This is a genomic window from Methylophaga marina, assembly GCF_030296755.1.
Classification (GTDB): Bacteria; Pseudomonadota; Gammaproteobacteria; order Nitrosococcales; family Methylophagaceae; genus Methylophaga; species Methylophaga marina.
Genome location: NZ_AP027741.1, coordinates 1,150,239 through 1,171,955 on the forward strand (window position 1 = coordinate 1,150,239; position 21,717 = coordinate 1,171,955).

Here is a 21,717-nt window from a genome sequence, read left to right on the forward strand (position 1 = left end):
ACCTTACCCTGCCGCAATTAAATTTGTCTGACCTTCCGGCATGTAAAGATCCCCTTTTTGTCCACAGCCAGTCACGGCCATCAGCACGCAAACCAGCAATGCCAGTCTGGTCCAGCAAGAAATTGCTCGCATTTTATTTCCTCAAAAAATTTATTCGGCAGTATATAACGTTGCAGACTGATTCGTCTTAAATCTGAAAACTAGAATTTCTCGTTTAACTTACATACTATTAGTGTTCCTAGATTAGCTTATGTTAAGGAATCACAAATAGTCATGGCAAATATGGCAGCCCCCATGAGACTCAGTGGCCTCGCTCGACGCCTAGTTAACGAAGGTCTTTTAACTGAAGAGCAAGCACTGCATGCCCAGTCTGCAGCCAAAGAAGCCAAGCAGCCTTTCGTGACATATCTGGTTAATCACAAAATTCTGGCCAGTGCCGATATTGCGGCGATTGCCTCACAGGAATTTGGTGTACCGCTTTTCGATATTGATGCGATGAATCTGGATCTGGCAGCGACGTCTCTGATTCAGGAAAAGTTAATCCGTCAACATAACGCTTTGCCTTTATTCCAACGTGGTAAACGTCTCTATGTTGCCGTGTCAGACCCGACAAATTTACAGGCACTAGATGAATTCCAGTTCAATACGGCCATGAACACGTTTCCGGTGTTGGTTGATGAACAAAAACTCTCCAACATTATCGAAAAAGCACTGGATAAAACCAATGAAACATTAGATAACTTCGATGATGAAGAACTGGATGATATTGATCTTGGTCCCGATGAAGATGCTGATAAAGCGGATCAACTCAACGATAAAAACATTGATGATACCCCTGTCGTTCGTTTTATAAACGGTATTCTCACCAATGCTATCAAGTCCGGCGCATCCGATATTCACTTTGAACCTTATGAACAAAAATACCGGGTCCGGGTGCGTATCGATGGCATGCTTCACGAAATGAAAACAGCACCTGTCGCTCTGGGTGGACGCATCGCAGCGCGCTTGAAAGTCTTATCACGCTTAAATATCGCAGAACGTCGCGTGCCACAGGATGGTCGGATGCGACTCAAAATGTCGAAAAATAAAGCTATCGATTTTCGTGTGAACACCTGCCCGACTTTGTTTGGTGAAAAAATCGTTTTGCGTATCTTGGATCCGACCAGTGCTCAATTAGGTATTGATGCCTTAGGTTACGAAGAAAATCAAAAGAAAACGTTTCTGGAAATCATGCATAAACCCTACGGCATGGTACTGGTTACAGGTCCGACCGGTAGTGGTAAAACCGTCTCACTTTATACAGCCCTGAATATTCTGAATACTGGCGATCGTAATATCTCGACCGCTGAAGATCCGGCTGAAATTAGTTTACCGGGTATTAATCAGGTTAATGTTCATCCAGCCATCGGCCTCACCTTCTCTGAAGCTTTGCGTGCATTTTTACGACAGGATCCTGATGTCATCATGGTCGGTGAGATCCGTGATCTGGAAACGGCAGAAATTGCCATCAAAGCCGCACAAACCGGACACATGGTGTTTTCTACCTTACATACTAATGACGCACCACAATCATTAACACGTCTTATGAACATGGGTGTGCCAGCCTTTAATATTGCTTCTGCCGTCTCTCTCATTATTGCGCAACGTCTGGCGAGAAGACTGTGCTCAAAATGTAAAGCACCAGAAACACTTCCTGATGAAGCACTGTTAGCAGAAGGTTTCACACAGGCTCAAATTGATGCCGGTGTCACAGTTTATAAAGCGGTAGGATGCGATAGTTGTACAGAAGGCTATAAAGGCCGTGTCGGTATTTATCAGGTCATGCCGGTATCCGAGGCGATGGGTCGCATCATTATGGAAGGTGGTAATGCAATCCAGTTAGCGGATCAGGCTGAAAAAGAAGGCATTGACGATCTTCGTAAGTCTGGACTCAAAAAAGTCGCGGCTGGCTTGACCAGTCTTGAAGAAGTCAATCGTGTAATCAAGGAGTAAGATGTGGCACAAGCACAAGCGGCTAAAGCAAAAAAGTCAAAGTACCCGATATCTTTCTCTGGCAGGGAACCAATAAACAAGGCCGAAAAGTTAAAGGTCAGATCAGTGCTGAAAATCTGAATCAGGCTAAAATGGATCTGCGTCGCCAAGGGATTACGCCGTTAAAAGTACGCAAAAAACCTAAAGACCTATTCGCGCCAAGAAAACCAAAAATCAAGCCGTCTGACATTGCTGTATTCAGCCGAATGCTAGCCACCATGATGTCTTCAGGTGTGCCACTAATGCAATCATTGCAAATTATCGGCGAAGGCCACGAAAACAGTAGTATGCAAGAAATGATTCTGGCCATTAAAGCTGATGTCGAGTCAGGCACGAGTCTGGCTGAATCCTTATCCAAATATCCTCATCATTTTGATGATTTATATGTCAACCTCATTAATGCCGGTGAGCAATCTGGTGCATTGGAAACGTTGTTACATGAAATTGCAGCCTATCAGGAGAAAACGGAGGCCTTAAAAGCTAAAATTAAAAAAGCCCTTGTTTACCCTGCCTCAATTGTCGTCGTGGCCTTTATTGTGACGGCCATCCTGATGATTTTTGTTATTCCCCAATTCGAGTCACTTTTCAAAGGCTTTGGGGCTGATCTGCCGGGTCTAACAAAGTTAGTCATCCGAGTATCCGAAGTTTTCCAGGAAAAATGGTGGTTAATTTTTGGCATCATTATCGGTGCCATCTATGCCGCGATGGAATCTCGTAAGCGCTCACGCAAGGTTCAACATTTCCTCGACAGGATGTTACTTAAAATTCCTGTTGTGGGTGAGATCATGCGTAAAGCCGCTATCGCCCGCTTTGCCAGAACTTTTTCAACCATGTTCAAAGCCGGTGTGCCGATGGTAGAGGCGATGACCTCCGTTGCTGGCGCCACCGGTAACGTAGTTTTTGGTGAAGCGACACTGGTTATGCGTGATGATGTTGCTACTGGCACACAATTGAACAAAGCCATGATTGATGTCGAATTATTCCCTAATATGGTTGTACAAATGGTTGCTATCGGTGAAGAGTCCGGCTCATTGGATGCTATGTTGGCGAAAGTTGCCGAATTCTTTGAAAGTGAAGTGGATGATGCTGTCGATAATATGACGGCTCTGTTAGAGCCTCTCATCATGGTGTTTTTGGGTGGTATTGTCGGCACTCTGGTTATTGCGATGTATCTTCCTATATTTAAACTCGGTGCAGCTATTTAACCATGCCCATCATTGATTATCTGGCAGTATCGCCAGTCGCTTGGATAGTTGTAGCCAGCATACTGGGTCTACTGGTTGGCAGTTTTCTGAATGTCGTTATTTATCGTCTGCCTATTATTATGCAACGCGAATGGGCCGAGCAGTGTGCTGAGTTAACTGGAGAAGTCAGTAGTCAGCCTGAAACCGCGTTCTCTCTTTCCAAACCACGCTCTGCTTGTCCTCATTGTGGTCATGCCATCTCAGCTTTAGAAAATATTCCCGTTATCAGCTACTTAGTATTAGGTGGTAAATGTAAAGCGTGTCGAACACCGATATCTATACGCTATCCCATTATCGAACTTATATCAGCATGCATGTCAGCCACCATAGCTTGGCAGTTTGGCTTTGACTGGAGTGCCATAGGCGGGCTTTTTCTTAGCTGGGCCCTGCTTGCTTTAACGTTTATTGATGTCGATCATCAGCTCTTACCTGACAAAATTACACTTCCACTCATCTGGTTAGGCTTAATTTTTAACTTAGGTACGGTTTACACTGATCTTAATAGTAGTGTTATTGGCGCTGTGGCAGGCTATCTATCACTTTGGAGTATCTATCACCTGTTTAGACTAGTCACAGGTAAAGAAGGTATGGGCTACGGTGATTTTAAGCTTCTTGCAGCTCTAGGTGCCTGGATGGGCTGGCAAGCGTTGCCGATGATTGTTTTATTATCATCCTTTGTTGGCGCGGTCATCGGTGTCACACTCATTCTACTAAAGCAGCATCAGCGTGATATTCCTATTCCATTTGGGCCTTATCTTGCCATTGCCGGCTGGATAGCTCTTGTGTGGGGAGATACGATTAACAGTACTTACCTTCATTGGTCAGGACTTGCTTAATGGTATTTAAGGTTGGCCTCACTGGTGGCGTTGCCAGTGGAAAATCGACCGTCACTAATCTCTTTCACGACCAATACCAGATTGATGTAATTGATGCAGATAAGATTGCACATAATCTTTTAGTAAAAAACTCAAGTTGTTATCACGAAGTTGTTGAGACTTTCGGCGAGTCCGTTTTATTGGATAATGGTGAAATTAATCGTCGTTATCTCCGCGAACGCATATTTCGTGAAGCTGCGGCTAAACAACAACTTGAAGCCATATTACATCCTGTCATTCGTCAGCAATTGTTCAGTGAGGCGGAGCATGCAACATCAGCTTATTGTATTTTATCTGTGCCGCTGTTAATCGAAGTAGGTCTGCATAGAGAAGTCGATCGAGTTTGCGTTATTGATGTCAGTGAAGATGTACAGTTAGCGCGCTTAATCAGCCGTGATAAGCTCTCTACTGAAACCGCTATAGCCATGATCAAAAACCAATGTGACCGCGCAGTACGCTTGCAACATGCCGATGATATTATTAATAATAATGATTCAAAAGATTCATTGGCTCATCAAGTGGCTAAATTACATGAACTCTTCTTAAAGTTTGCTGACCAATCACATTAAGTTGCTTGCCAGCATAGAGTCATGGACAATAACCTCATTCACTTACCGTTATAAAAAAAGACCCGTGTCAGATTCGATAATTTTTGAACAACCACTCAATGAACGAATTCGGACCTTTCTGAGGTTAGAATTTCTATTTAAACGTGTTGATTCTGCATTGAAGGGCCAATCCGAAATGCATCATCGCGATGCATTGGATGGGATATTGAGCATGCTCAGTGTATTTGAGCGTAGCGATATGAAACAAGAATTAATGAAAGAGATCGAACGCTTGATTGCCAATCTTTCAGCGCTTGAGAATACGCCAGGAGTGGACCGGCAGGCATTAGATGCATTACTTTCGGATCTCGATCAAAGCCTGGATGCTTTGCATATCCAGAAATCAGGCTTAGGTCAGCAGCTAAGAGACAATGAGTTTTTATACAGTATTCGCCAGCGCTCCAGTATTCCCGGCGGTACCTGTGAATTTGATTTACCTTCTTACCACTTCTGGCTACAACATACTGTCGCTGAGACGCGTTCAGAACAACTTCAGCTTTGGATGAATGAATTTATCTCGGTCAGAAATGCAGTGGAATTAAGCTTACGTCTTATCCGTGGCAGTGTTGGGTTTAGAGATGAAGTGGCAGAAGCAGGCTTCTATCAACGTAGTCTGGATTCAAATCAGCCTTACCAGCTTATTCGGGTTGAAATTCCACGTGATAAAGCCTATTTTCCTGAAGTCAGTGGAGGGAAACATCGATTCACTGTGCGCTTCATGCTGTTTGATATCCAACAGCGACCGCAACAATCATTCGAAAGCATCCCCTTTAAACTCAGCTGTTGTGCAATGTAATCATGGTAACGATTGTTAACTGCCCACAATGTGGTAAACAAGTTCCTTGGCAAGCAGATCAAATCTGGAAGCCCTTTTGTAGTGAACGCTGTAAGCTAATCGACCTCGGTGAATGGGCTTCTGAAGGACACAAAATTCCTGGTCCTCCGGTTAATACCCCTCTGGATGATGATGACTCAGACTATCACTAGCCTTAGGCATCACCTGCAGTCAAAATACCTTGTTCATAAGAAAAATTAAGCATTCGATTCAGTGGAATCAGTGCCTTTTGACGAACATCCTCATCGACTTCAATCGTATTATTCATCTCGACCAATGTCTTATGTAAGTTCACAAGCGTATTCATTGCCATCCACGGACAATGGGCACAGCTTTTACACGTAGCACTTTTACCACCTGTCGGCGCAGGTATTAAACGTTTACCTGGAACAGCCTGACTCATTTTATAAAACAAGCCGTAATCCGTAGCAATGATCAACGTATCCGCTTTTGAGGCTTTACCCGCGGCAATAATTTGTTTAGTTGACCCCACAAAGTCTGCCTTGGCAATCACTGCCTCAGGTGACTCAGGATGCACTAACACCTCTGCCTCAGGATATTTTTTCATAAGCTGTTCAAGTTCATACAGCTTAAACTCATCATGAACAACACAATGCCCTTGCCATAACAACATATCGGCACCGGTTTTATTCTTGATATATTGACCCAGATGGCGGTCAGGACCCCATATAATTTTTTTACCGTCGGCTTTCAAGGATTCAATAATCTGAATGGCGTTACTGGATGTCACAATCCAGTCAGCACGCGCTTTTACTTCAACACTGGTATTGGCATAAACCACCACAGTACGATCAGGGTGCTGGTCACAAAATTCACTAAAGGCGTCTATTGGACAGCCCAGATCAAGTGAACATTCTGCTTCCAGTGTCGGCATAATCACGGTCTTTTCCGGACTCAGTATTTTTGCCGTTTCCCCCATAAAGCGAACACCACAAACAACTAATGTATCAGCTGGATGCTTAGCACCAAAATTAGCCATATCCAGAGAGTCAGACACATAGCCGCCAGTCTGTTCAGCCAAAGCCTGCAGCTCATCGTCAACATAATAATGGGCAATCATCACGGCATTTTTTTCTTTTAGCAGGTGTTTGATTTTCTCAATATAATCCGCTTTTTCTTCTTCTGAAAGCCAGGGTGTTGGCGCCACATTGTCGATGATTGAGTCAATTTTTGACTGAAGAGATTGAGGAATGGCTTCTGCTAAACTCATAATTCTAAACTGCCTGTGTGGTATTCAATTGCTGTTGTATTGCTGTCACAATAATTTTATTGGCTGCTGGAAATTCGTAATAATCGAGGGCTGCAATATCAACCCATTTAATGGTTTGACCTTCATGCCCTGTTGGCGTTCCATCAAAAGCATCTATCCACCAGACGTCCAGTAATACTGACTTATCGCCATAATCATGACTGTGCTCTATAAGCGGTTCAGCACGGAGAATATCGATAGCTAATTCTTCTTTGATTTCTCGCGTCAGAGCCTGCTGGACCGTCTCGCCCGACTCGACTTTACCGCCGGGGAATTCCCATAAATTACCCTGATGCTGGTCAGGCTTACGCAGCGCAATAAGCACTTCTTTTTGCTGCACAATAACGGCGACAGCCACATGTATTTGACTCATTTATTCTGACCCGTGAGCGTGAATAACGCCCCACAGTAAGGGCAAGCGACTTCACCTTTCGTTTCTATATCGAGATATACCCGAGGGTGTGCATTCCACACCGGCATATCAGGCATGGGACAGCTCAAAGGGAGATCGTCAGGATGAACCCAATAATGTTTTTCAGCACACGATTTATCACTATTTTGTTCACCCATAAGATCTCCTAGATAACTATTCAGCCTGTGGATTTTTCCTCAATCTAATGTTCAGCTCTTTCAATAACGTATCATCAATAGGGCTAGGGGCATCAGTTAATAGACAACTGGCTGATTGTGTTTTTGGGAACGCCATGACATCACGAATAGATGCCGCTCCGGTCATCAGCATGACCAAGCGATCCAAACCAAATGCCAGCCCGCCATGCGGAGGACAGCCATATTTCAGTGCATTTAATAAGAAGCCAAATTTATCCTGTGCTTCTTCTTCATCAATACCCAGTAATTCAAATACTTTTTGCTGAACATCGGTCTTATGAATACGCATTGACCCACCGCCCAGCTCTGTACCATTCAAGACCATGTCATATGCACGTGACAGACATTTTTCTGGGTCAGAATCTAACAAGGCCAGATCCGATTCGCGTGGTGCTGTAAACGGATGATGTAGCGCATGCCAGCGTTCTGACTTTTCATCCCATTCAAACATAGGGAATGCGACGACCCATAAAGGTTTCCAGCCACGTTCAACCATACTAAGATCATGGCCCAGTTTGACACGCAATGCACCCAGAGACTCGTTAACGATGGTGGCTTTATCAGCGCCGAAGAAGACCAAATCGCCAGTTTCGGCAGAAACGCGCTGCATGATGGCAGAAACAACTTCATCAGGTAAAAACTTCAGAATCGGAGACTGCAAGCCTTCGCGTCCCGCCTCAGCATCATTTACCTTGATATAAGCCAGCCCTTTAGCACCATAAATGCTGACATATTTCGTGTAGTCATCAATTTCTTTACGACTCAGGTTATTACCACCTGGTACTTTCAAAGCTGCCACACGACCGCGTGGATCATTAGCGGGTGCAGAGAAGACTTTAAAATCGACTTCGCCCATTAAATCACTGACATCAACCAATTCCAGCGGAATGCGCAGATCAGGTTTATCACTACCAAAACGATCCATGGCTTCAGCATAGGTCATTCTTGGGAAAGGATTCGGTAAGGCTTCTTCCAGCACATTAGCAAAAAGACTGCGAATCATTTCTTCCATCATGTTCATGAAATCTTCTTCTTCAACAAAAGAAGTTTCAATATCAATCTGAGTGAATTCAGGTTGACGATCCGCACGTAAATCTTCATCACGGAAACAACGGACAACTTGGTAATAGCGGTCCATACCTGACATCATCAATAACTGCTTAAAAAGTTGGGGAGACTGCGGCAACGCGAAGAACTCACCCTGATGAGTACGGCTCGGCACGAGATAATCACGGGCCCCTTCTGGTGTAGCTTTTGTCAGTATGGGCGTTTCAATATCTAAAAAGCCGTTTGAGTCGAGATAGCTACGTAACTGACGGGTAATCTGTGAACGAAAACGTAAGCGTTGTTGCATTTCAGGACGTCGTAAATCGATATAACGGTAACGCAGACGAATATCTTCATTGACGTCCAGCAATTCATTCAACGGGAAAGGAGGTGTTTCTGATGCATTGAGAATTTCAAGTTTCTTAGCAATGATCTCAATCTTACCGCTACGCAAATCAGCATTATCACTACCGGCAGGTCTGAGCTGAACAATACCCTCAATTTTCAGAACATATTCACTTCTTACACGTTCAGCATGAGCAAAACAATCAGCATCTTCAGGATTACAAACAACCTGGACTAACCCTTCGCGGTCCCGTAAATCAATAAAAATGACACCACCGTGATCTCGTCTACGATGCATCCAGCCAACAATAGAAACTGACTGACCTTCGAGGGTTTCATTTACCTCGCCGCAATAATGGCTACGCATAATAACTTCCAATCTTTAAAATTTTTATAGTTTGCAATTGAGTTCTGAATAGTTGAATTCGAACCCATCAATTTATTTAACTTAGGCTTTTGTTGTCGGCCTGTTGTTTGTGCAATTGTTCTTTCTTCCAATCTGGAACAACAACCCCCATTGAGATAATCATTTTCAAGCCTTGTTCGACTGTCATATCCAACTCAATAACATCCTCTTTCGGCAGCATCAGCACAAATCCTGAGGTGGGATTCGGTGTCGTTGGTATAAACACACTCATCACTTCAGATTGTGTTTTTTCTTGTACTTCACCAAGCTGATCAGATGTCATAAAGGCTAGGCTCCAGACACCTTTCCTTGGATATTCCACTAACAATACACGACGAAATGACTGACCATCGGTTGTTAATACTGCTTCTAATATCTGTTTAATGCCAGCATATAGTGTTCTGACTAAGGGAATCCTAGATAACAAAGATTCCCAAGCATTAACTAAACGTCTTCCTAATAAGTTGGCAACAATCATACCGGTTGCTAACACCAATACAACCGCTAACAAAACGCCTAATCCAGGGATGTGAAACCCTAATAAATTATCTGGCTGATACGCATGAGGTAATAGTAATAATGTTTGATCTAAAAACCCCACGATAGCGCGGATAACTAAAAAGGTGATACCCAAGGGCATCCATACAAGTAATCCGGCTATCAGGTATTTACGCATTTACTTTCTAAATAAAATGTATCAATCAATGGCAGCCACAGCCTGTTCCGCATGCAGCTGCACTAGTCTTTTTTGCGCTATCGCTTGCCCCACTCTCAGCTAAGTTACGTTTACTACCTGTTTTAAAGTCAGTCTCGTACCAGCCATCTCCTTTCAAGCGAAATCCTGAAGCTGATACCAGTTTACGCAGCTGCGCTTGTTCACATGCCGGGCAATGCACAAGGGGCTCATCACTAATTTTTTGCAGTGCTTCAAACTCATGTCCACAGGCATCACAGCGATATTCATAAAGTGGCATTATTCCTTCCTCATACTATAGAAAAATGTTGGAGACCACTTTTAATAGTGTCTCGAAAACCGCATTTCAAGAGTTAAACTCATTAATTATAACTAAAAAGTTCTCTTGCCGCCGTGCTCACTTTCAACATGGGTATTTTAATACGCTAAACTATATCGATGAGATCCCATAATGATTGGCAGGCCATACGCCGACTTCTTCCCTTTTTAAAGAAATTCAAAGGCCGTGTATTGTTCGCACTTGGCCTTCTGACGCTAGCAAAATTGGCTAACGTAACCGTCCCTATTACTCTGAAACATGCCATTGATGCTCTAGACCCTCAACATCAAGAGATTATTTACCTTCCCATTTTTATGCTGGTTGCATATGGTCTTTTACGCTTTGCTAGCAGCGCTTTTAGTGAGCTGCGTGACGCCCTGTTTGCCAAAGTAATATTTCGCTCGGTTCGGCGAATAGCGACACAAATTCTCTCACACTTACACGATCTATCTTTGCAATTTCACTTACAGAGACAGACGGGGGGCATATCACGTGATATTGAGCGTGGTAGCCGAGGCATCAGTTTTCTGATGAACTTCATGATATTCAATATATTACCAACACTGGTAGAAATAGGCCTTGTTAGTGCCATCTTGCTTATCAACTATGACAGCATTTTTGCGATTATTACCACCAGCACCATTCTCATATATATCTTCTACACACTCATCATCACTGAATGGCGAATGCGTTATCGTCGAAGAATGAATGAGATGGACTCTCAAGCTAATAATCAGGCAATAGACAGCCTGATGAATTACGAAACGGTCAAATACTTCAACAATGAGACTCTCGAAGTGTCTCAATACGATGAAAAACTGGCTTCCTGGGAAAAGTCGGCCATACATAATCAGACATCGTTATCGGTATTAAATATCGGACAAGGCATTATCATTTCTGCTGGTCTGACCGCTCTCATGTTACTTGCCGGTCAAGGCGTCGTTAATGCTCAGTTATCACTTGGTGATTTGGTACTCATCAATGCTTACCTCCTCCAACTCTATATGCCGCTGGGCTTTCTTGGTTTTGTCTACAGAGAAATTCGTCACTCACTGGCAGATATGGAACGGATGTTTAATTTGCTCGATCAACAGCGTGAGGTACCAGACAGCAGGGATGCAGTTGAGATTGATGTGAATGCAGGAGAAATTAAATTTGTTAACGTAAGTTTTTCCTATCATGCCGATAGAATGATATTAAAAAATATCAATTTCACAGCTAAAGCAGGACAAAAACTCGCTATCGTCGGCCCCAGTGGTTCAGGAAAATCAACAATTATCCGGCTACTTTATCGCTTCTATGATCCACAAGTTGGTCATATTGAAATAGATAATCAAGACATAAAGACGGTTAGCCAAAACAGTTTACGAAAGCACATTGGTGTTGTTCCTCAAGACACCGTTTTATTCAACGATACGATTTATCACAACATTGCTTACGGCAAGCCCTCAGCCAGCAATGAACAAGTCATTATGGCTGCAAAACAAGCTAATTTAGATGACTTTATTAATAATCTACCAGACGGGTACGAAACCATTGTAGGTGAACGAGGATTAAAGCTATCAGGGGGAGAAACAGCGTATCGCCATCGCACGAACACTGCTAAAAGCGCCTGAAATCCTATGCTTTGATGAAGCCACTTCAGCGCTTGATAGTCATGCAGAGCAGCGTATTGGGCAAGAAATCATCAATATCAGTGCGAACAAAACCTCACTGGTTATTGCACATAGACTTTCCACTATTGTCGATGCGCATCAAATATTGGTGCTAGACAAAGGGCAGATTGTAGAACAAGGGACACACCAGCAACTCCTACATCAACATGGCGTTTATGCATCCATGTGGCGCCTCCAGCAAAACTACAGAGAAATACCTCATCGTGAGTAAACGGGTTATTTGACACATTTCCATGAGTTTTTTGGACTTTCCGACAAAACTCAGGTTAGTATGTCGCGCGGTTCTGACCGACATAAATCAATACATACAACAAGATAACGATTTATACCCGTTCAGTTTCGGTTCAGTTTGGTTGTGCCAAACTTGCATCGCACTGGGTCAAATAACCCAATAAAACAAGAGGATTAAAAATGAAATATGGTAAATCACTTATTGCTGCGACTTTAACTGCGGCTACTTTAATGTCGACTTCTGTAATGGCTGAAAACCATACTGTGACAGCTCAAGTAACAGCTTTCAAACCAATGGTTATTAAAGTACAACCAGGTGATACTGTTTCTTTCGAAAACATGAACGGACATATCGCTAATACAAAATTCGTTCAAGCTGACGGTGAACATGAATATATTCCAGAAGGCGCCACCGGCTGGACTTCACAAATGGGTGAAAACTTCACCACACCAGAATTAACAAAAGAAGGTGTTTACTTATATAAATGTGACCCTCACTGGGGTGCAGGCATGGGTGGTGTCATCATTGTCGGCGAACCAACAAACTTAGAAGCTATCAAAGCAACTAAACCAAAAGGCGCTCTGAAACGTCTAGTGAAAAAAGCTGAAAAAGCTGTCAAATAAGATCGACTAAAATCGTTCTGAAATGAGAAGCCCGCCTAATTCTAGGCGGGCTTTTTTGATCATTTACTTCCAGTACTATGATAATATCTATGAGTTTTGTAGTTAACCGTGTCATCGAACAATAATAATTGGTGCGGTTAATAAAGAATTTAAAGATTTTCAGATAGCTGGGAGGACTCCGTCGATGAGTCACAATGTCGATACAGGCAAAAGGCGTTTTCTGACTGCAGCTGCCAGTGTTGTTGGTGGCGCTGGTGCAGTTGCCGTTGCCGTACCATTTGTTTCGTCCATGTTACCTAGTGCTAAGGCTCAGGCCGCCGGTGCACCCGTTGAAGTGGATATTAGTAAGTTAGAAAAAGGGCAGTTATTGACCGTTGAGTGGCAAGGAAAGCCTGTCTGGATTTTCAGACGTAGTGAAGAAACTATCCAAACGCTTGTTTCTCTGGATGAGAAACTCGTCGACCCTCATAGTGAAATGGCTAGTCAACAACCCTCTTATTGCCAAAACGAAGCACGCTCTATTCGAGATGAATTGATGGTGCTTGTTGGCATTTGTACACATTTAGGCTGCTCCCCGACATACCGACCAGAATTAGCACCAGAAGATCTTGGCAAAGATTGGAAAGGTGGTTTCTTCTGTCCATGTCATGGTTCAAAGTATGACCTCGCTGGTCGTGTTTTCCAGAATATGCCTGCTCCGAAAAATATGCTCGTGCCTCCTTATCATTTTGAAGGCGACAATGTAGTGATTGTAGGTGAAAGTTTAGAAGGAGCCGCGTAATGTTTTCCGGATTTATGAACTGGGTAGATGCCCGCTTCCCTGCATCAAAAATGTGGCGTGAGCATCTTTCTGAATATTATGCGCCAAAGAATTTTAATTTTTGGTACTTCTTTGGTTCATTAGCTTTACTGGTTTTAGTCATACAGATTGTCACCGGTATATTTCTAACCATGAATTACAAACCTGACGCAGCCTTAGCGTTTGCTTCTGTTGAATACATCATGCGCGATGTTCAATGGGGTTGGCTGATACGGTATATGCATTCCACTGGTGCCTCAGCATTTTTTGTTGTCGTTTATCTTCATATGTTTCGAGGCTTAATCTACGGTTCGTATAAGCAACCACGTGAACTTGTATGGTTATTCGGGATGCTGATATACCTTGTTCTCATGGCTGAAGCATTCATGGGTTATCTGCTACCTTGGGGACAAATGTCTTATTGGGGTGCTCAAGTTATTATTTCGCTATTCGGCGCCATTCCTTTTATAGGTGAGCAACTGGCATTATGGATTCGAGGTGACTTTGTTGTTGCAGATGCCACGCTGAATCGTTTCTTTGCCTTCCATGTCATTGCTTTACCTATAGTCTTGCTTGGGCTTGTTGTCGCACACATCATTGCTTTGCATGAAGTTGGCTCCAACAACCCTGATGGCGTTGAAATCAAGAAACTAAAAAACAAGGAAGGTAAGCCTTTAGACGGCATTCCTTTTCACCCTTACTACACGGTGAAAGATATCGTGGGCGTTATCGTCTTCCTCATCATATTCTCACTGGTATTGTTTTACATGCCAGAGATGGGTGGCTGGTTCCTGGAGCATGCTAACTTCATCCCTGCGGATCCATTAAAAACACCAGAACATATTGCACCTGTTTGGTACTTCACTCCTTTTTATGCCATTTTGAGGGCTGTACCGAGTATCAATGCCTCTGCATTTCCTGGTGTGGTAGCAATGGGCTTATCTATCGTCTTTTTATTTCTATTACCTTGGTTAGATAGAAGTCCGGTTAAATCCATTCGTTACCGTGGTCCATACTTTAAGATCGCTCTTACCTTGTTTATTATCAGCTTCTTTGTTCTCGGCTTTTTAGGCACACAACCTGCTACAGAGCTGTACACACTGATAGCTCAAATTTCGTCAGTCGTTTATTTTGCCTTCTTCATCTTTATGCCGTTTTATACGAAATTTGACAAAGATAAACCTGTGCCAGAAAGGGTGACATTCAAATGAAATCATTAATACTGACATTATTAATTTCGCTCACCTCATTTCAGGTGCTAGCAGCAGAAGCCACTCACGTTGATAAAGTTGAAGTTGATATTACTGATCAAGCTTCTCTTCAACGTGGGGCAAAAACCTTCGTTAACTATTGTTTGAGTTGTCATCAGGCTGCCTATATGCGGTATAACCGTATGGCAAAAGATTTGGGTTTAACTGATGATCAGGTCAAAGATAATCTGATGTTCGCATCTGATAAGGTGGGTGACACCATGACGGTTGCTATGCGCCCAGAAGATGCAAAAAAATGGTTTGGTGTAACACCACCAGATTTGTCTGTGATCGCGCGTTCCAGAGGAACAGACTGGTTATATACTTATCTGAGAACATTTTATCTTGATTCTTCTCGTCCCGTTGGTACGAATAACCTGGCATTTAAAGATGTTGGTATGCCGCATGTTCTATGGGAACAACAGGGTTATCAGACCAAGGACGAGAAAACAGGCGAATTAATCTCACCTGAAGATGCACCACTTTCTACACATGAATATAATCAGCTAGTTTATGATTTAGTTAACTTTCTTGAATATATTGGTGAGCCATCAAAACTCCAGAGAATGGCACTTGCCAAATGGGTTCTGCTGTATCTGGTATTATTTTTACTGATTGCATATCCATTGAAAAAAGCTTTCTGGAAAGATATTCACTAAGTCACCATTGATGAAAATAACAGATGATAGGATCAGATAAAAAATGAATAGTACTCGCCGTTCTAAAATGACGGTTTTCTCTGATCCTATCTGTCCTTTTAGTCATCAGATCCGTATCATTCTTCATGAAAAAGAGATTGATGCCAATATTGAGTCTTTAACCGAAGGCAATTGGCCAGAAGAGGTTGCCATTGCTAATCCTTATGGTATTGGTCCAACATTATTTGATCGTGACTTAGTGCTATTCAATGCCAGTGTCATTGCTGAATATTTAGACGAACGTTTTCCTCATCCACCATTGATGCCTGTTGACCCAGTCGCCAGGGCAAAGACACGTCTAATGCTCTATAGAGTTGATAGAGATTGGTACTCACACTGGAATGTCATCTCAGGACGTGAAAAAGGGAATGTCAGCAAAGCCCGTAAAACGATTCAAGAAGACTTGACGGTACTTGCGCCCTTATTTGAAGACTCAGCATTTTTTATGGGTGATGAATTTTCTATATTGGATTGCACGCTTGCGCCATTGTTATGGCGACTTCCAGCTTTAAAAATAAAGCTGCCTGCCAGCGCCGCTGCAGTAGAAAAATATGCACAGAAAATTTTCCGTAGAGAGCGTTTTCAACTGAGTTTAACGCCAGCAGAAAAGGCCATGCGATAAATCTTATGACTTCACAAAAGCCATATCTTATTCGAGCTATACATGAGTGGTTACTCGATAATGCCAGCACACCATATGTATTGGTCAATACAGAGTATGATGGTGTTCAAGTACCCACTGATTTTGTACGTGATGGACGTATCGTGCTCAATATTGCACCTGATGCGGTTAGAGATCTTCATATCAACAATGACTGGCTCAGCTTTTCAGCAAGATTTGCAGGAAAGCCGATGGATATTTTTATCCCCGTGATTGCTGTTCAGGCAATTTATAGCAAAGAAAATAATGAAGGTATGTTTTTTCCAGAAGAGGATAATCCGCCTCCACCACCACATTCACCTGAGCCAGATGAAACAGTGGAAAAAACAGCTAAAAAACCAGCAAGCCGTCCAAGCCTGAAAGTCGTCAAATAGTTTATAGCTGATATTTTTCCATACGATAACGCATCGCCATTCTGGTTAAGCCAAGCTCACGAGCAGCACGTGAAACGTTTCCAGCAGTGCGTTCCAGCGCTTTTTCTAATAAATATTTTTCTACTTGTTCCAAGGTCATATGTCCAAGTACTTCAACAGGATCTTGTTGAAGTGATTTCGTGACGGTTGTCTGCATTATTAACTGGGGTATATCTATTAAACCATCTGTAGACATCATGACGGCACGTTCAACCACGTGCTGTAACTCGCGAATATTGCCAGGCCAGTGGTAATCTTCCAATGCATTTACCGCGGTCTCAGTAAAAACGGGTAAATCAAGTCCATATCGTCTTGCCACTATGGCGACAAAATGCGCCGCGAGTGGTGCAATATCCATTTTCTCTCTCTGAGTGGAGGCATCTGTAACTGTATGACGTTTAGACGAAAGTACAGATCTGAGCGAAACTCACCATCAGCTACCATTTGAGGAAGATCACGGTTTGTGGCTGCAATAAAATGTGCAGAGACGGGTCTTTCCTGTGTAGCACCAATACGTCTCACCTGACGCCGCTCTAAGACATTCAGTAATTTCGATTGCAATTCAATTGGCAGTTCGCCTATCTCATCCAAAAAAACAGTGCCAGCTTCAGCAACTTCAATGAGTCCTGCTTTAGCTTGGTGTGCATTTGTAAATGCCCCTCGCTCATAGCCAAAAAGCTCAGCTTCTATTAATTCTTTTGGTAATGCAGCACAATCAACGTGCACAAAAGGTTTGTCACGCCATTTACCCGATTGATGGTAGTAGCGCGCGAGCACATCTTTACCTGTACCTGTCTCACCATTGATCAAAATAATGGGAAACTCAGTTTCGGCACGATCAACTAACTGGATTATGCGTTCCATTTGCTGCTTAATTGAATGCATGGCACTACTGTGACCGATCATCACCACAGGCTCGCTACCATGTGCCTCTCGCACATGGGAATAGTCAAGTTGCTGGCTCAGCTTTTGTGTTTGCATCACCTTATTTAAAGTCAGTACGAGCTCATCTAAGTCGACCGGCTTTTTCAGATAGTCTGTTGCCCCCAGTTTCATGGCTTGAACGGCATCTTCTAACTCACCGTAGGCTGTCATCATAATGACAGGAATGGCATGCCATGATTGATGCGCTCTCAGACTCTGTAAAAAATCGAGTCCACTAGCATCCGGTAAACGAACATCGAGCAAGATGACATCGGGTAATGATTTTTCTAAATACTCATTGGCATCAGTGATCGTTTCCATCACTGTTGCGGTATGACCTTCTCTTTGAAGCCGCTTCAAAACAGATTTTGCAAACAATGTTTCATCTTCGACTAGTAAAACATTCAACATCAAGTAACCTTAATTAATTTGGGTAGTTTAATTGTGACCGAAGTGCCTTTTTCCTCGTTAGCGTTATAAATTAGCTCTCCTTGGTGCTGTTTTATGACTTTTAAAGTAAAAGGGATGCCTAAACCAAAACTGAGTCGCTTGGTTTCATCTCTACCAATCACATTCTCTTCTATTGGATCAAAGTTAATTCCTTTCCCTTTGTCACGAATGCTGAGTTCAATGTGATCAATGTCTTCTTTGTATACCAGTACTATTTCTGATGAAACAGCTGATGCTTCAATCCCATTCTGTAGGAGGTTAAATATAGCTTGCTCCATCAAATTAATGTCAATCATCAGCTCAGTAGAGCCAATATCCCAGCCTTCACGTCTGATTTGTATATCTTTGTCTTTAAGCTGCAAATCCATCATTAGGAGTGCATTATCAGCGGCAGCGGTCAATGAATGGTAAATAAAATGGGCTTTGATAGGATGCAAATAGGTTAATAAGGAGGTCACCCAACGTTCAAGACGGTCAACAGCGATAATGATATCTTTTAGTGCTTCCTGAATTTCTGGTTCCGTATTCTCGTCAAGCGTAACTTGTGATGCAGCGCGTATTCCTGCTAATGGGTTCCTGATATTGTGGGCAACAATAGGAACCAGCTCACCCAAAGCAGCTTGTTTTTTTGCATCAATGAGCCGATCACGATTGATGGCCAAATCATTCGCCATAGAATTTATCGCATCAGAGAGACGAACTAATTCCTCCACGCCACCACGCTTTATTTCATGCTTGAGATCACCTTTACTAAAACGCCGCGCGCCATGCATAACTCTGGCGAGAGGTTTAAGTACATTATTATTAACAAACTGTCGTGACAGTAACAATAAAGTGAATGCCAGTAAGACAGGGATAGGAACCAATAACATTAACTGTGACATCCATTTCTGCCGATCATCAGCCAATGCGTACTGCTTACTATTAAGTAAGCTTTCAAACTGGCCAAAAGCATCCTCAAGCTCTTTAAAGGTGTATTTTTCCAATTGCAGATTAAGTAGCTCTTTTTGCTGCTCAGAAGGATTTTCAGCCGTTAGTAATAGAGATGTCTCATCATGAAATCGCTGATAAGCAAGCTGGATATCAATAACTGCACGTAACTCTCTCTCTTCAATTGCTTCCTGTTTGAGTTCCTTAATAAATCCATTGATTCTGTTGGTATAGTCTTCATATTCCTCTGGAGCAGACTCATCATCTAAAAAGTTTGCATCAAAGACTTCTTTTAATTGTCGATATAACTCACCCCGGATATTTTGCATATGATTATTCATGGAGGTTAGCCGTAATGATTCCTCCGAGCTTTGCTGCCATGCAAACGCCCAGACAATACCAACACTGGCAGTCACCAGAATAATGATGAAGAAGCTAAGCTCATGTAATAATAATGAGCCTTGAATACTCCGAAAACGAGATAGTAGTTTCATATAAAAAAAACGGGCTGTTGTTAGCCCGTTCAATAACGTTCCTGTCAGATAAATAATAGCTTAGGTTGGCTCATAACTTTCAAAAGTAATACTTTCATCAACCAAAGCTGCTTCACCTTCATGCCAAGTGTCGCCATCCGGCACAATGGTTCTAACCTGATAAATTTCACCAGGAATCTCTTCTGATAGAGTAAATATATAATATTTACTCGCATATAGCTTATAACGTGCATTTTTAGGATCGTTGATATACGGTTGAATAATATACTGCGTGCCCTTCACTTTTTTACCGTTGTAATCAATATCAACCTGGTTTTTTCTGCGCCTGCCGCCATTGCCCAGCGAATTTTACGCTGAAAATAGCGCCATTCACCGCCTGTCAGGCGCTTCATATCGTGTACATCAAACTCTAAGAATAAGACAAACACACCATTGCCACGCTGATTTTCCATAGGTTCGTATGGACGTTTAAAATTGCCGGTAAAAAAATCAAACGCGAGATCACTACGACCAGTATTACGAATATTAGACACCTGCATTTTTATAGTGTCTTGTCGTGAGTCTTCAACAAAACTCTTTTTTTATATTGGTATGTTAATTCACCTGGCTGAGTAATATTTTTTAAGTGTGCTTTATCAAACAACTCATTATTGACTTCAGAAAATCCCGGCTCAGCATATGCAGAACTGAATAGAACAAGAAGCCAGCCTGTCACACATAGCATTAGTATTTTTTTCACTTCGAACCTCTCTCTTTTTTACTTCAATTTTATAGTGTTATTCTTTATGGCTATTCATTATAAATTAGCGATAACCTTATGAAACATGATCGTTTAATTACGCGCTCCATGAAAGCAATATTGTTAGTTTTGACACTATATTTCCTTATTTCGTGCAGTCAATTTCAGCCTGCGGCTCAGATATATGAACGCACTAGCCCTTATTCATTTGAAGACACCCTGTTAAATCTTGATATTGCTATTTCTGAGCAAAACTATCGCATTATCCATCGTAGTCATATCGGACAAGCGGTCCGGGATCGGGGAGATGATGATTTTCCTCTAGCGACTATCACCAACTTTTGTAACATCACCTATGCCAAAGAAATGATGCAAATTAATCCACAGCTCATCAATGAGATGCCCTGTTTTATTAGTGTACGTCAGTCTGGTTCAGATGGCGTGGTGGTTAGCACAAAATTAATGGATGAAGATGTCGCCGATACAAAGCAAAGCGAATTTGCAAAAAAATTAATCTCAATCTGAAAACAATTATCGGGGCAACTATTGAATAGTCACCCCGATACCGGTTTACTTCATCCTAATCGTCATCATCTTTGCGAACACGTTTTTTAGGATATGGATTCACATTTTCCAGTGAAGGCAAATGATATTGAGCCATTATTGCATCAATCTCATCTTTATTTTTTGCTAGAAACTCGTTCAGAAGTGCATTCCATTTTTTATCCTGATAGCGTGTTCCCATACTAAAACTAAAAATAAAGGCCTCACCTAATTCATTCAAAGGCTGTACTATCATCGGAACATCTGATTCGTTAGCATAATAACCTGCAATCGGGCCCCATAGTAATGCCACATCAATTGTATCTTTTGCCAATTCTTCATTAATGATCCGACCTGCATTAACACGGGCATCGCCTGGCATCATTTGGAAATATTGAATTTGGTCAGCCAAACCAAGATCCAACAGCGCTTTTGTTGCTACGCCACGATCAAAAATACCAATGCGCAGTGGTTTACCATCTTTTTTGGCTGTAGCAATATCTTTTAATTGATTCAGTTCATACCCTTCGCCTTTACGATAAACCATCGCTTCAATTGAGCTCCAATATGGTTTAGTTGGTTTTAGAAAGTCAGTATGCTCTGGAATACTCATCGCTAAATCACACAAAAACAATCCTGTCTCTGGATCAACTTTTTTAATTGTATTTCGTGAAAAGCCAATTCGTTGCGGGAAAAAGTAATACTCAACAGGTAATCCTAATTCTTTACCTAGTAGCTCAGCAATCTTATTGTCAAAACCTTCCCCTTCTCTATTTGAGTAAGGTAGGTTATAGCCATCGGCACAGACGCGAACGGCTTTTTGTCCAGGTAGGGGCTTCAAGTCACCTGCTGCATATGAGGATGTTGAACCCAGTAGGACTCCCATAATAACTAGTGCCCAATACTTTATTTTGGTCATTCTCTCTTCCTTTTTTTGATTATGAAAAACTTTCGACCATAAAGCTAACATATTTGTTTCAAAAAAAGACCCGACATCAAAAG

26 protein-coding genes and 1 pseudogene are annotated in these 21,717 nt (G+C 42.3%); 14 read left to right on the forward strand and 13 right to left on the reverse strand.

Features of this window, described 5'->3' with window-relative positions; all coding sequences use genetic code 11:
• Window positions 1-3: 3 nt before the first annotated feature.
• Window positions 4-132 carry an LPS translocon maturation chaperone LptM gene (gene lptM / locus QUE24_RS05900; protein WP_286305684.1) on the reverse strand — a complete coding sequence of 43 codons (129 nt, stop codon included), beginning with the start codon at window positions 130-132 and terminating at the stop codon, window positions 4-6.
• Between the two features lie 141 nt (window positions 133-273).
• Here lptM and pilB point away from each other — a divergent pair, with 141 nt between their 5' ends.
• From pilB to yacG, 6 genes are all read left to right on the forward strand, one after another.
• Window positions 274-1,992, forward strand: coding sequence for a type IV-A pilus assembly ATPase PilB (gene pilB / locus QUE24_RS05905; RefSeq protein ID WP_286305685.1), 1,719 nt, complete (start codon window positions 274-276; stop codon window positions 1,990-1,992).
• A 50-nt stretch (window positions 1,993-2,042) separates the two neighbouring features.
• Window positions 2,043-3,236: a type II secretion system F family protein gene (locus QUE24_RS05910; RefSeq protein WP_491562456.1), complete on the forward strand. Its 1,194-nt coding sequence runs from the start codon at window positions 2,043-2,045 to the stop codon at window positions 3,234-3,236.
• A gap of 2 nt (window positions 3,237-3,238) precedes the next feature.
• Window positions 3,239-4,111, forward strand: a complete 873-nt coding sequence (locus tag QUE24_RS05915) for a prepilin peptidase (protein WP_286305687.1) — start codon at window positions 3,239-3,241, stop codon at window positions 4,109-4,111.
• A complete protein-coding gene (gene coaE, locus QUE24_RS05920; protein ID WP_286305688.1) occupies window positions 4,111-4,719 on the forward strand; it encodes a dephospho-CoA kinase in 609 nt (202 codons plus the stop codon). Before QUE24_RS05915 ends, coaE begins: the two co-directional genes overlap by 1 nt.
• Before the next feature lie 64 nt (window positions 4,720-4,783).
• Window positions 4,784-5,554, forward strand: coding sequence for a cell division protein ZapD (zapD, locus tag QUE24_RS05925; protein WP_286305689.1), 771 nt, complete (start codon window positions 4,784-4,786; stop codon window positions 5,552-5,554).
• 2 nt (window positions 5,555-5,556) lie between these two features.
• Window positions 5,557-5,745, forward strand: coding sequence for a DNA gyrase inhibitor YacG (gene yacG / locus QUE24_RS05930; protein ID WP_286305691.1), 189 nt, complete (start codon window positions 5,557-5,559; stop codon window positions 5,743-5,745).
• 2 nt (window positions 5,746-5,747) lie between these two features.
• Here yacG and nadA read toward each other — a convergent pair whose 3' ends face one another.
• The 6 genes from nadA to QUE24_RS05960 form a co-directional block, all read right to left on the reverse strand.
• Window positions 5,748-6,824, reverse strand: a complete 1,077-nt coding sequence (nadA, locus tag QUE24_RS05935; RefSeq protein ID WP_286305692.1) for a quinolinate synthase NadA — start codon at window positions 6,822-6,824, stop codon at window positions 5,748-5,750.
• Between the two features lie 4 nt (window positions 6,825-6,828).
• A complete protein-coding gene (mutT, locus tag QUE24_RS05940) occupies window positions 6,829-7,236 on the reverse strand; it encodes an 8-oxo-dGTP diphosphatase MutT (protein ID WP_286305693.1) in 408 nt (135 codons plus the stop codon).
• Window positions 7,233-7,433, reverse strand: coding sequence for a zinc-finger domain-containing protein (locus QUE24_RS05945; protein WP_286305694.1), 201 nt, complete (start codon window positions 7,431-7,433; stop codon window positions 7,233-7,235). The genes mutT and QUE24_RS05945 overlap by 4 nt, the downstream gene beginning before the upstream one ends.
• A 16-nt stretch (window positions 7,434-7,449) precedes the next feature.
• Window positions 7,450-9,231, reverse strand: coding sequence for an aspartate--tRNA ligase (gene aspS / locus QUE24_RS05950; RefSeq protein ID WP_286305695.1), 1,782 nt, complete (start codon window positions 9,229-9,231; stop codon window positions 7,450-7,452).
• Window positions 9,232-9,307: 76 nt separating this feature from the next.
• Window positions 9,308-9,946, reverse strand: coding sequence for a DUF502 domain-containing protein (locus tag QUE24_RS05955; protein ID WP_286305696.1), 639 nt, complete (start codon window positions 9,944-9,946; stop codon window positions 9,308-9,310).
• 25 nt (window positions 9,947-9,971) lie between these two features.
• The gene (locus QUE24_RS05960) at window positions 9,972-10,244 is read right to left on the reverse strand and encodes an FmdB family zinc ribbon protein (protein WP_286305697.1); all 273 of its coding nucleotides are present in this window, start codon (window positions 10,242-10,244) and stop codon (window positions 9,972-9,974) included.
• Between the two features lie 158 nt (window positions 10,245-10,402).
• Here QUE24_RS05960 and QUE24_RS05965 point away from each other — a divergent pair.
• The 7 genes and pseudogenes from QUE24_RS05965 (at window position 10,403) to QUE24_RS05995 (ending at window position 16,596) form a co-directional block, all read left to right on the forward strand.
• Window positions 10,403-12,170 (forward strand): annotated as a pseudogene (locus tag QUE24_RS05965) (ABCB family ABC transporter ATP-binding protein/permease).
• A gap of 200 nt (window positions 12,171-12,370) precedes the next feature.
• Window positions 12,371-12,814 carry a plastocyanin/azurin family copper-binding protein gene (locus QUE24_RS05970; RefSeq protein WP_286305698.1) on the forward strand — a complete coding sequence of 148 codons (444 nt, stop codon included), beginning with the start codon at window positions 12,371-12,373 and terminating at the stop codon, window positions 12,812-12,814.
• Between the two features lie 184 nt (window positions 12,815-12,998).
• Window positions 12,999-13,595: a ubiquinol-cytochrome c reductase iron-sulfur subunit gene (gene petA / locus QUE24_RS05975; protein WP_286305699.1), complete on the forward strand. Its 597-nt coding sequence runs from the start codon at window positions 12,999-13,001 to the stop codon at window positions 13,593-13,595.
• Window positions 13,595-14,824 (forward strand): cytochrome b, encoded by a 1,230-nt coding sequence (locus QUE24_RS05980; RefSeq protein ID WP_286305700.1) that lies wholly within the window; start codon window positions 13,595-13,597, stop codon window positions 14,822-14,824. Before petA ends, QUE24_RS05980 begins: the two co-directional genes overlap by 1 nt.
• The gene (locus tag QUE24_RS05985; RefSeq protein WP_286305701.1) at window positions 14,821-15,522 is read left to right on the forward strand and encodes a cytochrome c1; all 702 of its coding nucleotides are present in this window, start codon (window positions 14,821-14,823) and stop codon (window positions 15,520-15,522) included. The genes QUE24_RS05980 and QUE24_RS05985 overlap by 4 nt, the downstream gene beginning before the upstream one ends.
• A gap of 43 nt (window positions 15,523-15,565) precedes the next feature.
• Window positions 15,566-16,183, forward strand: a complete 618-nt coding sequence (locus tag QUE24_RS05990) for a glutathione S-transferase N-terminal domain-containing protein (RefSeq protein WP_286305702.1) — start codon at window positions 15,566-15,568, stop codon at window positions 16,181-16,183.
• Window positions 16,184-16,188: 5 nt separating this feature from the next.
• Window positions 16,189-16,596: a ClpXP protease specificity-enhancing factor gene (locus QUE24_RS05995; protein WP_286305703.1), complete on the forward strand. Its 408-nt coding sequence runs from the start codon at window positions 16,189-16,191 to the stop codon at window positions 16,594-16,596.
• A gap of 1 nt (window position 16,597) precedes the next feature.
• Here QUE24_RS05995 and QUE24_RS06000 read toward each other — a convergent pair whose 3' ends face one another.
• From QUE24_RS06000 to QUE24_RS06020, 5 genes are read right to left on the reverse strand one after another with little or no spacing between them, the layout of a single operon-like run.
• The gene (locus QUE24_RS06000; RefSeq protein ID WP_286305704.1) at window positions 16,598-16,993 is read right to left on the reverse strand and encodes an AAA-type ATPase lid domain-containing protein; all 396 of its coding nucleotides are present in this window, start codon (window positions 16,991-16,993) and stop codon (window positions 16,598-16,600) included.
• Entirely contained in the window at window positions 16,954-17,970 is a 1,017-nt protein-coding gene (locus QUE24_RS06005; RefSeq protein WP_286305705.1) for a sigma-54-dependent transcriptional regulator, read from the reverse strand. The genes QUE24_RS06000 and QUE24_RS06005 overlap by 40 nt, the downstream gene beginning before the upstream one ends.
• Entirely contained in the window at window positions 17,970-19,466 is a 1,497-nt protein-coding gene (locus tag QUE24_RS06010) for an ATP-binding protein (RefSeq protein WP_286305706.1), read from the reverse strand. The genes QUE24_RS06005 and QUE24_RS06010 overlap by 1 nt, the downstream gene beginning before the upstream one ends.
• A 27-nt stretch (window positions 19,467-19,493) precedes the next feature.
• Entirely contained in the window at window positions 19,494-19,715 is a 222-nt protein-coding gene (locus QUE24_RS06015) for a hypothetical protein (RefSeq protein WP_286305707.1), read from the reverse strand.
• Entirely contained in the window at window positions 19,712-19,972 is a 261-nt protein-coding gene (locus QUE24_RS06020) for a hypothetical protein (RefSeq protein WP_286305708.1), read from the reverse strand. Before QUE24_RS06020 ends, QUE24_RS06015 begins: the two co-directional genes overlap by 4 nt.
• Before the next feature lie 278 nt (window positions 19,973-20,250).
• Here QUE24_RS06020 and QUE24_RS06025 point away from each other — a divergent pair, with 278 nt between their 5' ends.
• Window positions 20,251-20,697, forward strand: coding sequence for a DUF302 domain-containing protein (locus QUE24_RS06025; protein ID WP_286305709.1), 447 nt, complete (start codon window positions 20,251-20,253; stop codon window positions 20,695-20,697).
• Between the two features lie 55 nt (window positions 20,698-20,752).
• On the opposite strand, the gene QUE24_RS06030 is transcribed toward QUE24_RS06025, so the two are convergent.
• Window positions 20,753-21,634 (reverse strand): quinoprotein dehydrogenase-associated putative ABC transporter substrate-binding protein, encoded by an 882-nt coding sequence (locus tag QUE24_RS06030; RefSeq protein WP_286305710.1) that lies wholly within the window; start codon window positions 21,632-21,634, stop codon window positions 20,753-20,755.
• Window positions 21,635-21,717 lie beyond the last annotated feature (83 nt).